Here is a 13806-nt window from a genome sequence, read left to right on the forward strand (position 1 = left end):
GGCGACGTGAACGGCGACGGCTACGCCGACGTGCTGGTGGGAGCCTACGGGGTCAGCGGCAACCAGGGGCGGGCTTACCTCTACCCGGGTGCTGCCACCGGGCTGGCCGCGCCTACCACCCTCACCGAGCCCAACGCGGCCAACGGCAACTCGTTTGGCGTGAGCGTAGCTGGCGCGGGCGATGTGGACGGCGACGGCTACGCCGATCTGGTGGTGGGAGCGTATGGCGTCAGCAGCAACCAGGGCCGGGCCTACCTGTATCGGGGTGCTGCCACGGGGGTGCTGACCGCGCCCACTACCCTTACCGAACCCAACGCGGGGCCCAGTAAATTCTTCGGCGGTGATGTAGCCGGCGCGGGCGACGTGGACGGGGACGGCTACGGCGACGTGCTCGTCGGGTCCTACGGCGTCAGTGGCTCCCAGGGGCAGGCTTACTTCTACCGGGGCAACCAGGGAACGGCCCGCGCCGGGGCCCTGCGTTTCTACAACCCCGACCTGAGCACTCCCATCAGCATCAGCAGCCGCGCCGGGTCCCAGTTCGGCATCGGATTGGTGGCCCGCAACCCCGGCGGCCGGGTACTGGCCCGCCTGGTATGGGAAACCGTGGCCAACGGCCGGCCCTTCTCCAACGCCGCGTCGTTGGAAAATTCCACGGCCTACACCGGGCGGGGGGCCTGGACGGCCCTGCCCGCCAGCGGTACGTCCGTGGAGCTAAAAGCCGTCGTGAATAAAGTTGGGCGGGCCAGCCGGGTGCGGGCGCGCCTGGAGTACGCCAGCTCCCCGCTGGCCGCTACTGCGCCCGCCGCGGGTACGGGCGGCCCCGCCAGCCGGGTGCGCTACGGCCCCTGGATCTACTCGGGAGCCCAGCAGCTGGGCCAGAGCAGCAACGGCGCTACGCCGCTGCCAGTGGAGCTGCTGGTCTTCACGGCCGCGCCGGCCGGGGAGGGGGCCGTGCGCTTGGCCTGGATTACGGCCTCGGAAAAGAACAGCGCCGGCTTCGAAGTGGAGCGCAGCGTGGATGGCAAAGGCTTCAGCAGCATCAGCAGAGTGGCCGCCGCCGGCCAGAGCACCACCCGCCACACGTATTCCCTGCTCGACCAGCAGCTGCCAAAGGGCGCGTCCGCGCTCTACTACCGCCTGCGGCAGGTGGACGTTGATGGCACGGCCTCGCTCTCACCGGTACGGGTGGTGAGCGTGGCGCCGGCTTTGCTAAGCGTGCACCCCAACCCCACCACGGGCGTAGCCACGCTCACCGGCGCGCAGCCCGGAGCCGTGGTGCAGGTCTTCGACGCGCTGGGTCGCCCGGTGCTCACGGCCTCGGCCGATGCTGCCGGCACCGCCCGACTGACGCTGCCCGCCGGGCTGTCGGCGGGCGTGTACGTGGTGCGCTGCGGCTCGCAGACGGCGCGCCTGGTGCGCGAGTAGCGCAATTGGCGTTTTTCAACGCCCCGAAATCAGGCCCGCCGGGCGCAGCAGCGGCTGACCGGCTTGATTTCGGGGCCCTGGAGCTGCCGCTGGTGCTCCGGCGCTACAGTTGCATGTACTGCCGCTGGGCCAGCTCTTTGCTGGGCTTGGGTGCTTTCGGATGCTGCTCCAGCAGCTCCAGCACCAGCCGGGGCGTGAGGGTGGTAAAATCTTTGAACACGGCCATGGGCACCTGAAACTGGGCGGGCCGCAAACTCGTGCTCAGGGCAATGCAGCGCATACCGGCCCGGTAGGCGGCCTGCTCGCCCAGGATGGCGTCTTCAAACACCACGCACCGCTCCGGCGTCACGCCCAACTTGTGAGCCGCCGCCGTGAACGTGTCGGCGTGGGGCTTGCCTTTATCCACGTCGTCTTTGCCGACCACCACATCGAAGAAGCGGCGCAGGTCGAGGTGGTCGATGATGTAGCTGATAGTGTCCTGGGCCGAGCCCGTGCCCAGGGCGAGCTTGAAGCCGGCGGCGCGGGCAGCCCGCAAAAACTGGGAGAGGCCGGCCGTCTCGCGGCGCTTGTCCCAGTAGAGCGTGCGGTAGAGAAACTCGCGCTGGGCGGCGTACTCCTCGAGCTGCTTCTTGGGAACGGGGTTGGTAAACACGGTCTGGAGAATGGTGGAGGCCGGCATGCCGTTCAGGCGCTGGAGCAGCTGGCGGGCGTTGGTGGTCAGGCCCAGGTCGCGGAACAAGAGCTGGAAGGCCTTGGCCTGGTAGGGCGTGTTGTCGATGACGACGCCGTCCATGTCGAAGATCAGGGCGTAGGGGGGCGATTGAGCGGAAGGCATGGGCGAGAAAGTAAGACCAGTAGCGCGTATTGTCGCGGCGCTGACCTGCGGTTGTAGTTCGCGTACCAGAACGACCATCGGGCCGACGAGTCGTTTATTCACGCGAACTACAAAGTTCGCGCTACTCCGGCTGTACGCCGCCCGGGCTATTTTGGCTGGCCCCACCCGATTTCCGCCCGCGGCCTGTTACCTTTGCAGCCGCCCTGGCCGGTCCGGGGCCGCGTCCGTGGTTTACTACCAGTACTGATTTGAAAAAGAGCCTGTTCCTGTTCGCCGCCCTTGCGCTGGCGGGTACTGCCCTCGGGCAGAAGAAAGCCGCCTCCCTGAGCCGCCCCAAGCTGGTGGTGGGCATCGTGGTGGACCAGATGCGCTACGACTACCTGTACCGCTACTGGACCAAGTACGGCAACGACGGCTTCAAGCGGCTGCTGGGCCAGGGCTTCAGCTACGAGAATACTCACTACAACTACGTGCCCACCTACACCGGGCCCGGCCACGCCAGCATCTACACCGGCACCACGCCGTCGATGCACGGCATCGTGGGCAACAACTGGTTTGTGCGCGAGGAAGGCAAGGGCACCTACGTCACGGAAGACAAAACCGTGCAGGCCGTGGGCGGCACGGCCCTGGCCGGGCAGATGTCGCCGCGCCACATGCTGACCAGCACCATCACCGACGAGCTGCGCCTGGCCACCAACTTCCAGAGCAAGGTTATCGGCGTCTGCATCAAGGACCGGGGCTCGATCTTGCCCGCCGGCCACGCCGCCAACGCCGCCTACTGGTACGATGGGGCCAACGGGGCCTTTATCACCAGCACGTTCTACCAGAATGCCCTGCCCGAGTGGGTCACCAAGTTCAACAGCCAGCAGCGGGCCGCCCAGTACCTCGACCAGCCCTGGACCACGCTGCTGCCCATCACCGAATACACCGAAAGCTCCCCCGACGACGTGGCCTGGGAATCGGCCTTCAAGGGCGAAACCAAGCCCGTGTTTCCCCACGACCTGCCCCGGCTGAGTGCCGCCGCGCCGGCTGCCGTGCAGGGCGCCCTCAAGGCCGAGGGTGAAAAGGCCCCCGTGGCCACGCCCCGCAACCTGGACTTGATCCGCTCCACGCCCTTCGGCAACTCGCTCACGGCCGACTTCGCCCTGGAGGCCATCCGGGCCGAGCAGCTGGGCCAGCGCGGACAAACCGACTTTCTGGCCCTGAGCTTCAGCTCGACCGACTACGTGGGCCACCAGTTCGGCACCACGGCCATCGAAACCGAGGATACTTACCTGCGCCTCGACCGGGACATTGCCCGGGTGCTGGCCTACCTCGACAAAACCGTGGGCAAAGGCCAGGTGCTGGTGTTCTTGTCGGCCGACCACGCCGCGGCCCAGTCGCCCAACTTTATGCTCGAACACCACCTGCCCGCCGGCTCGGTGGGGCCGGGCCTGATGCGCGACTCCATCCAGCAGGCGCTGGTGCAGAAGCACGGCCCGGGCAAATGGGTGCTCAGCTACGAAAACCAGCAGGTCTACCTCAACCGCCCCCTCATTGCCCAGCAGAAGCTGGATCTGCGCAAGGTCCAGGATGAGGTGGTCGACATTGCCGGCACGCTCAGCGGGGTCAACCGCGCCATTGCCGCCGACGATTTGCAGAAGTCGCACTGGGAAAGCGGCATGCTGATGTACCTGGAAAACGGCTTCTTCCCCAAGCGCAGCGGCGACGTGATGGTGGTGCTGGAGCCGGGCTGGCTGGAGTCGTACTCGTACCCCGTGAACAAGGGCACGACCCACGGCTCGATGAACAACTACGACACCCACGTGCCCCTCCTTTTCTGGGGCTGGCACGTAAAGCACGGCGAGTCGAGCGCGCCGGCCAAGATTACGGACGCGGCCGCCACGCTGGCCCGCTTCCTGCACATTCAGGAGCCTAACGGCTGCACCGGCACGCCCCTGCTGGAGGTTCTTAAATAGCGGGTTGTTCGTCGTTGGTTTTTCGTTTGCCGGCCGTGCCGCCAACGAAGTACCGCAATGAATTGTCCGCTGGCCCGGCGCCCCCTTGATCGAAAACAAACAACGAACAACAAATAACAAAAACCGAATAATGGCTCATTTCAACCCCTGGCACGATGTAGAGCGCGGCGAAAGCGCTCCGTCGGTGGTAAACGGTATCATCGAAATTCCGAAAGGCTCCAAAGGCAAGTACGAACTCGACAAGGACAGCGGCATGCTCAAGCTGGACCGCGTGCTGTTTTCGGCCGTGCACTACCCGGCCGCCTACGGCTTCATTCCGCAGACCTACTGCGACGACAAAGACCCGCTCGACATCCTGGTTATCTGCTCCGTGGACATCGTGCCCATGTGCTTGGTGGACGCCAAGGTTATCGGGGTGATGCAGATGATTGACGGCGACGAGGAAGACGACAAAATCATTGCCGTGGCCGCCAACGACATTTCCGTCAACCACTACAACGACATTGCCGACCTGCCCCCGCACACGCTGCTGGAAATGCGCCGCTTCTTCGAGGACTACAAAGCCCTGGAGCACAAGCAGGTGACCGTGGAGCGCTTCATGGGCCGCGAAGATGCCTACCGCATCATCGAGGACAGCATCAAGCTCTACAACGAGACGTTCGTGAAGACGGCCGACGGCACGACCACCAAAATCGAGAGCCTGAAAGCCTAGGCTTCGACCGGCTCCCGACAGAGGCTGCAAACCCCGGAATCAGGCTGGTTCCGGGGTTTTCTGCGTTCGGGCGGCCGCAAGCTCGGCTGCACCTATTTCGGGAAGCGGCTCGTATGGCGCTGTATGCCCAACCAACCCTCTGCCTCACCGGTTAAGCGCTTTCTCTACGAAAACAGCCTGCTGCTCGTCGTCACGGTTATGGTGGTGCTCACCCTGGTGGGGCAGGCCCTCACGGGCTGGCACGAGTACAACGGGGAGCTGGAGGACATGCAGCTGCTGCCGCTGGGTTTGGGCCAGTACCTGACCTCGGGCCACTTCGTGGAGGCCACGTTCGAGAACTGGGAAAGTGAGTTTTTGCAGATGGGCCTCTACGTGATGCTCACCATCTGGCTGCGGCAGAAAGGCTCGTCGGAATCGAAGAAGCTCTACGAGGAGGAGGAAGTGGACCGGGAGCCCGACCCGACCAAGGAAGATGCGCCGGGGCCGGTGAAGCGCGGGGGCTGGGTGCTCAGGCTCTACAAGCAGTCGTTGTCGTTGGCCTTCTTCGCGCTGTTCTTCGCCTCGCTGTGGCTGCACGCGGTGGGCGGGCGGCGCGTCTACAACGTGGAGCAGAAGCACGACGGCAAGCCTCAGATTACGACCCTAAAATATATGCAGACCTCGCGGTTCTGGTTTGAGTCGCTGCAGAACTGGCAGAGCGAGTTTCTGTCCATCGTGTCCATCGTGGGGCTGTCCATCTTCCTGCGGCAGCAGGGCTCCCCGGAGTCGAAGCCCGTGGATGCGGCCTACGATGAAACGGGGGAGTAACGGCGGAACCCTATCTTTGGGAGGCGGCGCCGACTGACTGCTGCCACCCCGCCCATGCCGCCCGGACCCCTGCGCGAGTACTCCGACCCGAAGTCGTCGGCTGCCCGCTTTCCTTTCGTTGCGTTGCTCAAGCGCGGCACCGATGCCGTGCTGTATAGCAGTCTGCTGGTGTCGGCGGCGGCCACGGGGCTGACCTGGGCCACGTTCTTGTTTTGGCACGCGCCCATTCCCGGCCGGCTCGGCGTGCTGATTTTCGCCGCCACGCTCTTTCTCTATAACATTGACAGCGTGCTGCCCTACAAGTACCGGCAGCAGGCCGTGCTCTCGGAGCGCAAGCTTTGGCTGCTGCGCCACCGCCGGGAGCTGTTTGCGCTGGCCGTGCTGAGTCTGGCCGTGGCCGGGGTGCTGTTCTGGACCGACGGCTGGCGCCACCTGACCTTGTTTCTGGGCCATCTGGCGGCCATTTCTCTGCTCTACTCCATGCCCGTGGTGCGCATCCACGGCCGCTGGCGCGCCCTGCGCGACCTGCCCCTGCTCAAGATTTTCCTCATTGCTTACGTCTGGTCGGCCATCACCGTGTGGGTGCCCGCCCTGTACCTGGGCAAGGCCCTGGGCGACCCGGTGGTGCTGGTGCTCTACGCCCGCCGGTTTTTCTTTATTCTGAACCTGGCCCTGGTGTTCGACATCCGCGACTACACCAAGGACCGGCTCAGCGGCACCCGCACCTTTCCCGGCCTGTTTGGGCTGCGGGCTACGAAGTGGCTGGGCTTGGCGTTTCTGACCGTGTCGGCGTTGCTGATTCCGCCGGGTGTTTCCACCCACCACCTGCTGGTGCTCACCGTGCCCACGCTGCTGGCCGGCGTCATCATCTGGTACGCCGACGAAACCCGCCCCGACTACTACTTCGCTCTGCTCGCCGACGGGCTGATGCTGGTGCAGTTCGTCGTGGCCTGGTGGGTGGTGTAGAAGCGAGTCGGGCTCAGAAAGCCTCGTCGGTGGTCAGCTCCTGAAAGGCCGGGCCCAGATGCTGCACGATGTCGCCGGCCACCAGGCCTGCTTCGCCGGTTTGCTGGGCGGCTAGGTCGCCGGCGCGGCCGTGGGCGTAGATGCCCAGCAGGGCCGCGTCGAGCGGGGGCAAGTGTTGGGCGCGCAGCGCCGTCAGCACGCCGGTCAGCACGTCGCCGCTGCCGCCGGTGGCCATGCCGGGGTTGCCGGTGGTGTTGAAGTAAAGCGTACCATCCGGCGTGCCCAGGCAGGTATGAGCCCCTTTGAGCACCACGTAGCAGCGGTGGCGCCGGCAGAAGTCGCGGAGCTGGTCGAGGCGCTGGTAGTCGTCCGCGGCCGGGCCGACCAGGCGTTCAAACTCCTTGGGGTGGGGCGTCAGGATGGAGTCGGGGGGCAGCAAAGCCAGCAGCTCCTGGTGCTGACCCAGCAGATTCAGCGCGTCGGCGTCCAGCACCAGCGGCACCCTGGCTTCGCGCAGCAGCTTTTCGAGCACCTGCTGCGGGCCGTCTTCAAGGCCCAGCCCGGGACCAATGCCGATGGCGGAGTAGGGCTTGAGCTCCGGCAGCTCGGTCACGAAGTCGGTGGCCGGATCGGGCAGAGCCATGGCTTCGGGGACGCTGACTTGCAGGATGTCGTAGCCCGCGCCTGGTGTGCGCACCGTGAGCAGGCCCACGCCGCTGCGCAGGCAGGCCCGGGCCGCCAGCACGGCCGCGCCCATCTTGCCGAAGCTCCCCGCCAGCAGCAGGGCGTGACCGTAGGTGCCCTTGTGGGCGAAAGGAGCCCGGCGCGGCAGCCGACCCGCCAGCAGGGCCGCGTCCAGCAGGTGCATCGTGCCGGGCAGGCTTTCCATAAACGCCGCGCTCAACCCGATGGGCAGCACGTGCCAGCGGCCCACGTACTGCGCGTTCTGGGGCAGCAGAAACGCCAGCTTGGCGCGCTCGAAACTGACCGTGTGCTGGGCCTGCACCACGGGGCTGGCCGCCGGCTGGGGCGCATCGGTCAGCAGGCCCGAGGGCACGTCCAGAGCCACGACGCGGGCCTGGGCCTGGTTGAGGTGAGTTACCACGGCGGCGGCCAGCCCGGTCAGCGGCCGGCTCAGCCCCGTCCCGAACAGCGCATCGACGACCAGCGTGCCGGGCGCAATAGGGGGCAGAGCGTCGGCCTGGAGTTCTGTGGCCCGCAGTTCGGGCAGGCGGGCGCGGTTCAGGGTGTAGTCGGCGGAGTACTTCGGGGCCGGCAGCAGGTATACCCGCACCCGGTAGCCGCGCTGGTGGAGCAGGCGGGCTGCGGCCAGTCCGTCGCCGCCGTTGTTGCCCGGGCCGCAGAACACCAATATTTCGCCGGCTTCGGCTGGTGTCTGCCGGGCCGTGAGCCAGTCGGCAAAGGCGGTGGCGGCCCGCTCCATCAGCTCGGCCGAGGTAAGGCCCTGCTCCCGGATGGTGGCCTCGTCGGCCTGGCGGGTTTGGGCGGCGGTGAGAATCTTCATGGGCTGGGGGTAGTTGGGTGAGGGCGCGGGGCCGGCTGCCTGCTTACGCAAGCCCGGGCGTCGCGGCAAAAAAACTTACCGTCGGGTTTTGGCGTTTGCACCAGGACCCCTCCCAATTCTAACCGTCAACCCCTACTATATGCAAACCTGGAACGACGTTATTCGTCTGGCCAACAACGGCAGCCCGGCCCCCGCGCGGCGGGTGGAAAAAACCGACGCCGAGTGGAAAGCCCAACTCACCCCTGAGCAGTACCACGTCACGCGCCAGCACGGCACCGAGCGGGCCTTCACGGGCGAGTACTGCGAGGCCCACGAGGCCGGGCTGTACGCCTGCGTGTGCTGCGGCACCCCGCTCTACGACTCGCGCACCAAATTCGAGAGTGGCACCGGCTGGCCCAGCTTCACCCAGCCCGTGGCCGACAACGCCCTCAAGTACAAGAAAGACACGAGCTACGGCATGACCCGGGTGGAGGTGCTCTGCAATACCTGTGACGCCCACCAAGGCCACGTTTTCCCCGACGGCCCCCCGCCGAGCGGCCTGCGCCTGTGCATCAACTCGGCCGCCGTGAAGCTGGTGAGTGACAAACAGGAGGCGTAGGATAAGTTGGGTGAACCAGCTAGTTTTAGAGGCCGGAGGCAGCTCGTCTGCTCCCGGCCTCTTTTTTATTTGCTACTGGTTATGACTCGTGAAGAATTCCTGGCTCGCCTGCAACGGCAGAGCCCCCTGGCCGAAGCCAATCCGGCCGGCTATAAGCGTCGGGTATGGTTTTGGGCCCTGCTGGGCTACGGATTTATTCTGCTGTTGCTGCTGGGTACCGTCGGGCTGATGGCCGTGACGCTGGCCGTGGGCATTTTCACCCGGGCCTTTGCCATTATTTTCAAGCTGGGCGCCGTGCTGGCCGTATTCGCCTGGCGGGTGCTGCGCTCCCTGTGGGTGAAGTTTGACCCGCCGGAAGGACTGCGGCTGACTCCAACCGAAGCCGCGCCCCTGCTGACGCTGCTCAGTCAGCAGACCGCCGCCCTACAGGCTCCGCCCGTGCACCGGGTGCTGCTGACCGCCGAGTTCAACGCCGCGGCTGTGCAAGCGCCGCGCCTGGGTATTTTCGGCTGGCCCCGCAACTACGTGCTCGTCGGCCTGCCCCTGCTCCAGGCGTTGTCGCCGGAACAGGCGGCGGCGGTAGTGGCGCACGAGCTGGGACACCTGCGCGGGGGCCACGGCCGCTTCGGGGCCTGGATTTACCGCGTCAGTCAGACCTGGACCCAGCTCACCGAACAGCTCGAGCAGCAGGCCGGCAGCAGCATTTTCTCCCGCTTCACCTCTTGGTACGTGCCCCGGTTCAATGCCTGGTCGCACCCGGTGCGGCGTACCGATGAGTTTGCCGCCGATGCCGCCGCGGCCCATCTTACCAGCGCCCAGACCATGGCCGAAGCGCTGTGCGCCGTGCTGGTGCGCGACGCGACGCTCGACAAGCTGCACTGGGACGTGGTCAGCGCCTCGCTGGCCCAACTGCCCGCTCCCCCCGCCGATGCCATCAGTCGGCTGCTGCCCCTGGCCAAAACCGGCCGGTTGTCCGCCGCCGATGAGCAGACCCTGCTCACGGATGCCTGTGAAGCCGACCCCGACCTGTTCAGCACCCACCCCACGCTGGGTGAGCGGCTGGCGGCATTGGGGCAGCCGGCCGTGGTACCCGCGCTGCCGGCCACAACGGCGGCCGAAGCCTGGCTCGGTCCCAGCCTGCCCGCGCTGGCCGCTACGCTCGATGCCACCTGGGTCAGCACCCGGGCTGAGCTGTGGCAGGAGCGGCACGCCGTGCTTCGGCAGCAGCAAGAGCGTTTGCGCGAACTCAGCAGCCGGCACGAAACCGGGTCCGTGCTGTCCTCCGACGAGCTGTGGGAGCTGGCCGACCTGACGGAAGACCACGTGAGCGGAGCTGAGGCGCTGCCCTTGTTCCGGCAGCTCACCGACGATGCGCGCTGGAAGCTGGCGGCCCGCTTTTCCATTGGCCGCATCCTGACCAACGCCGACGATGCCGAGGGGCTGACCTGGATGAAGGAGGTGATGGACGTGGAGCCCAACTACGTAGCCGCTGGCCTGGCCCTACAGGAAGCTTACTACCAGCGCCGGGGCAACCGGGAGCAGGTGCGTGAGCTGAGTGCCGTGCAGCTCCGCCACGCCGATACGCTGGACGAGGCTATGGCCGAGCGGGAAGCCGTGCGGCCCACCGATACCATGCTGCCCCACGAGCTTACGGCCGACGAGCTGCGCGAACTGCTGACCGAGTTAGCCTTGCCGGAATACGGCATTGGTCGGGCCTGGCTGCTGCGCAAGCAGGTGCGGCATTTCACGCACAAGCCTTTGTATGTGCTGCTGGTAGCGCCGTCGCCCATCGTGCGGAGTCGCAAGACGGAAAGCGAGAGTACCTGGGTGCAAAGCCTGGCCGCCAAGATCAATCTGCCCGGGGAAGGCTTCGTCATTGCCACCGGGAAGGACTACGCCTGGCTGGAGAAGGCCGCCCGGCAGCACACCGACGCCGAGATTTTCGGGGCTGGCTAGGGGCTTAGCTCCCCGTTCAGTAGACTTACCGTAGAAGCGGCCGCACGTTGCGGCCGCTTTTTTTGTTTAAACCTTGCTTGCTTTGCATCGTTTTTGACCTCACTTCTTACATCCCGCCCCCCCATGTCGTTGCTCTTCACAGATTTTGCCTCCTGGCAGGCCCACTGCGCCGCCACCGGTGAGCCGCTCTACCAGCCCGTGCTGGCCTATGAAATCGAGCAGAAAGGCCGCACTGAACCCGAAATCTGGAATGGCCTGCAGCGGGCCTACGACGTGATGCGCGACGCCGTGCACACCGGCCTGACCGAGGACATGACCTCCCGCTCGGGCATGATTAACAATGGGGCCAAGAAAATTGCCGCTTCGCCCATCACCGTGCTGTCGCCGGAGTTCAAGAACCTGATTGTGCGGGCCCTGGGCGCCAAGGAGGTCAATTCGTGCATGGGCCGGGTGGTGGCCGCGCCCACGGCCGGGGCCTCGGGCATCCTGCCCGGCGTGCTGGTCACGCTCCAGGATCTGCACAAGCTCGACGACCGGAAAATCCTGGAAGGCTTGCTCGTGGCCGCCGGCATTGCCCTTATCATCGAGCAGAATGCCTCCCTGGCCGGGGCCGTGGGCGGCTGCCAGGCCGAAACCGGCTCGGCGGCGGCCATGGGCTCGGGCGCCATCGTCTACTGCCTCGGCGGCGACGTGGACCTGACCTTCGCGGCCGTGGCCATTACGATTCAGTGCATGCTCGGGCTGGTCTGCGACCCGGTGGCGGGTTTGGTGGAAGTGCCCTGCGTGGTGCGCAACGCCTCGGCGGCCGCCATTGCCTTCTCCTCGGCCCAGATTGCCATTGCCGGCGTCAACCCCGTGATTCCTGTGGATCAGTGCGTGGCCGCGCTGGGCGAGGTGGGGCAGAGCATGGAAACCCGCTACAAGGAAACCGCCCTCGGCGGCCTGGCCAACACCACCCGGGGCCGGGAAATCGAGAAGATGGTGCTGGTGCAGGACGTGAACATCCTGCCCGACGAAGACTAGCTGAATTTCGGCTCGTCTTGCTTTAAGAACATAAAAAAAGCCCCACCGGAAGACCGGTGGGGCTTTTTTCTGTGCTTCTGCGGGGGCCTAGCGGCGCACCAGCTTCAGCGTCTGCGTAGCCGTGTTCGGGCTGCTGATGCGCAGCAGGTACACGCCCACGGGCAGCTGGGAGAAGTCAACCGGGGTGGCGCTGACCGTGCCGGCCGCGGCTTTCTCCGGGTGCAGCGCGAAGCTCTGCACGGCCTGGCCCAGGGTGTTCAGCACCGTTACTTCAGCCGCTTTGGCGTAGCCGCGCAGCTCCAGCGTGATGTTGCCGTCCGTGGTCGGGTTGGGGAACAGCTGGGCGCTGACGCCGGCCAGCGTGGCCTTGCCCGAAGCCGTCACGATGATGCTCACGGCTTGCGAAGGCGCCGAAGCACACCCGCTGGCGCTGGTCGACACAACGGTGTAAGAGCCGTTCTGCGCGCCCGAGAGCAGCAGGTAGGTCTGGCCCGTGGCGCCGGGAATCAGCACGTTGTTGCGGTAGAACTGGTTGCCGGTAGCCGCGCTGGACGTCAGCAGCACCGCGCCCGAAGCCTGGGTGGTGGTCGTCAGCGTTGGCGTGGCCGGCGTTGGGTTCACCGTCACCACCACCGGCGCCGACACCGTGAAGCAGCCCGTGGCGTTGGTCAGCTGCACCGTGTAGCTGCCCGAAGTGGTAGCCGAGTACGTGGGGTTGGTAGCCCCGCTGATGATGGCGCCGTTGAGGAAATACTGGTAGGTATTGCCCGTCGTGGCGTTGGCCGTCAGCGTCACGGAGCCGCCCTGGCAGAACGTGGTAGCGCCACCGGCGGTGAGGGTTGCCGTAGGAGCCGGGTTCACCGTCACCTGCACCGAGGCCGTGGCCGAGCAGCCGTTGGCCGTGGTGACCGTCAGCGTGTAGGTAGCCACAACAGGAGCAGTGCCGGTGTTGGTCAGCGTCAGCGTCGGGTTGGCCACGGTGGCGCTGCTCAAACCCGTAGCGGGGCTCCAGCTGTAGGTGTAGCCCGTAATGGCGGCGGCACCCAGTTGGGTGGTTGTGCCCGAGCACACGGCGCGTGCCGCGCCGGCATTGGCCACTGCCGCCGGGCTCAGCACCACGGTAGCCGTACCCGTCGAGGGGCAGGTGCCGCCCACGGAATACGTAACGATATACGTGCCGGCCGTGGAAGCCGCCAGATTGATAACGCCGGTAGTAGCGTTGATAGCCAGGCCGGAAGTCGAGCTGAACGTGCCACCCGCCGTGCCGGTGATGGTCGGCGTGGGATTGGTGCCGGTCAGGCAGAACGGCGAGCCGCTGTAGCTGAACGTGGCCGTCGTAGCCGGATTCACCGTCACGGTGGTTGCCGCGCTGGTGGTGGAGCAGCCGCTGGCGTTGGTCACCACGACGCTATAGGCCCCGCTGGCCGTGGCCGAATAGGTAGCCGAAGTAGCGCCGCTGATGGCCGAGCCGTTGAGCAGGAACTGGTAAGTGTTGCCCGTGCCGGCCGGAGCCGTCAGCGTCACCGACCCGCCCTGGCAGAACGTGGTAGCCCCGCCCGCCGTCAGCGTGGCCACCGGGGCCGCATTGATGGTGACGGTGGTCGTGGCCGTGGCCGAAGCACAGCCGCCGGAAGCGGCAATGGTGTTGGTTACGGTGTAGGTACCCGCCACGCTCGAAGCCAGGGTAATAACGCCGGTGTTGGCATCAATGCTCAGACCCGTAGTCGGCGAAACCGAGAAGGTGCCACCGCTGCTGTTGGCGCCAAACGTTGGCGTTACGGTAGCGGAGCTGCCCGCGCAGTAGCCGCTCTGGGCGTAGGCAAACGAGGCCGACGGAGCGGTAGTGATGGTCACCAGCGCCGTGCTCGACGAAGGGCAGGAGCCGCTTACGCTGTAGGTCACGGTGTAGGTGCCGGGCGTCGAAGCGGCCAGGTTGATGGCACCGGTGGTGGCATTCAGGCTCAGGCCCGAGGCCGAGCTGAACGTGCCGCCCGCCGTGCC

At 66.2% G+C, this 13806-nt stretch carries 11 protein-coding genes; 8 read left to right on the forward strand and 3 right to left on the reverse strand.

Annotated features, from left to right (window positions below; genetic code table 11):
• A partial coding sequence (locus tag EWM57_RS20975) for a T9SS type A sorting domain-containing protein (protein WP_129923232.1) occupies positions 1-1425 on the forward strand: 1425 nt, incomplete at its 5' end.
• A gap of 103 nt (positions 1426-1528) precedes the next feature.
• On the opposite strand, the gene EWM57_RS20980 is transcribed toward EWM57_RS20975, so the two are convergent.
• A complete protein-coding gene (locus tag EWM57_RS20980) occupies positions 1529-2260 on the reverse strand; it encodes an HAD family hydrolase (RefSeq protein WP_165370610.1) in 732 nt (243 codons plus the stop codon).
• A 248-nt stretch (positions 2261-2508) separates the two neighbouring features.
• On the opposite strand from EWM57_RS20980, the gene pafA reads away from it, so the two are divergent.
• From pafA to EWM57_RS21000, 4 genes are all read left to right on the forward strand, one after another.
• Positions 2509-4218 (forward strand): alkaline phosphatase PafA, encoded by a 1710-nt coding sequence (gene pafA, locus EWM57_RS20985; RefSeq protein ID WP_242510168.1) that lies wholly within the window; start codon positions 2509-2511, stop codon positions 4216-4218.
• Between the two features lie 130 nt (positions 4219-4348).
• Complete coding sequence (locus EWM57_RS20990; RefSeq protein ID WP_129923234.1) at positions 4349-4930, forward strand: inorganic diphosphatase; 582 nt, start codon at positions 4349-4351, stop codon at positions 4928-4930.
• A 123-nt stretch (positions 4931-5053) separates the two neighbouring features.
• On the forward strand, positions 5054-5737 hold the full coding sequence (locus tag EWM57_RS20995) for a DUF6766 family protein (RefSeq protein ID WP_129923235.1): 684 nt from the start codon (positions 5054-5056) through the stop codon (positions 5735-5737).
• 54 nt (positions 5738-5791) lie between these two features.
• Positions 5792-6703 (forward strand): UbiA family prenyltransferase, encoded by a 912-nt coding sequence (locus EWM57_RS21000; protein ID WP_129923236.1) that lies wholly within the window; start codon positions 5792-5794, stop codon positions 6701-6703.
• A gap of 13 nt (positions 6704-6716) precedes the next feature.
• On the opposite strand, the gene EWM57_RS21005 is transcribed toward EWM57_RS21000, so the two are convergent.
• On the reverse strand, positions 6717-8228 hold the full coding sequence (locus tag EWM57_RS21005; protein WP_129923237.1) for an NAD(P)H-hydrate dehydratase: 1512 nt from the start codon (positions 8226-8228) through the stop codon (positions 6717-6719).
• Between the two features lie 139 nt (positions 8229-8367).
• Here EWM57_RS21005 and msrB point away from each other — a divergent pair, with 139 nt between their 5' ends.
• The 3 genes from msrB (at position 8368) to sdaAA (ending at position 11805) form a co-directional block, all read left to right on the forward strand.
• Positions 8368-8826: a peptide-methionine (R)-S-oxide reductase MsrB gene (msrB, locus tag EWM57_RS21010; RefSeq protein WP_129923238.1), complete on the forward strand. Its 459-nt coding sequence runs from the start codon at positions 8368-8370 to the stop codon at positions 8824-8826.
• 81 nt (positions 8827-8907) lie between these two features.
• Positions 8908-10782: a M48 family metalloprotease gene (locus EWM57_RS21015; RefSeq protein ID WP_129923239.1), complete on the forward strand. Its 1875-nt coding sequence runs from the start codon at positions 8908-8910 to the stop codon at positions 10780-10782.
• Between the two features lie 123 nt (positions 10783-10905).
• Positions 10906-11805, forward strand: a complete 900-nt coding sequence (sdaAA, locus tag EWM57_RS21020; protein WP_129923240.1) for an L-serine ammonia-lyase, iron-sulfur-dependent, subunit alpha — start codon at positions 10906-10908, stop codon at positions 11803-11805.
• Positions 11806-11892: 87 nt separating this feature from the next.
• Here the strand turns inward: sdaAA and EWM57_RS21025 are convergent.
• Positions 11893-13806 (reverse strand): Ig-like domain-containing protein (locus EWM57_RS21025; protein ID WP_129923241.1); only part of this gene is annotated, 1914 nt, incomplete at its 5' end.

This window comes from Hymenobacter persicinus (assembly GCF_004167665.1).
Classification (GTDB): domain Bacteria; phylum Bacteroidota; class Bacteroidia; order Cytophagales; family Hymenobacteraceae; genus Hymenobacter; species Hymenobacter persicinus.

Coding starts and splice junctions, on each gene's coding strand:
- EWM57_RS21000 (WP_129923236.1), top strand. CDS start 5,792: ATGCCGCCCGGACCCCTGCGCGAGTACTCCGACCCGAAGTCGTCGGCT.
- EWM57_RS20990 (WP_129923234.1), top strand. CDS start 4,349: ATGGCTCATTTCAACCCCTGGCACGATGTAGAGCGCGGCGAAAGCGCT.
- EWM57_RS21015 (WP_129923239.1), top strand. CDS start 8,908: ATGACTCGTGAAGAATTCCTGGCTCGCCTGCAACGGCAGAGCCCCCTG.
- sdaAA (WP_129923240.1), top strand. CDS start 10,906: ATGTCGTTGCTCTTCACAGATTTTGCCTCCTGGCAGGCCCACTGCGCC.
- EWM57_RS20995 (WP_129923235.1), top strand. CDS start 5,054: ATGCCCAACCAACCCTCTGCCTCACCGGTTAAGCGCTTTCTCTACGAA.
- EWM57_RS21005 (WP_129923237.1), bottom strand. CDS start 8,228: ATGAAGATTCTCACCGCCGCCCAAACCCGCCAGGCCGACGAGGCCACC.
- EWM57_RS20980 (WP_165370610.1), bottom strand. CDS start 2,260: ATGCCTTCCGCTCAATCGCCCCCCTACGCCCTGATCTTCGACATGGAC.
- msrB (WP_129923238.1), top strand. CDS start 8,368: ATGCAAACCTGGAACGACGTTATTCGTCTGGCCAACAACGGCAGCCCG.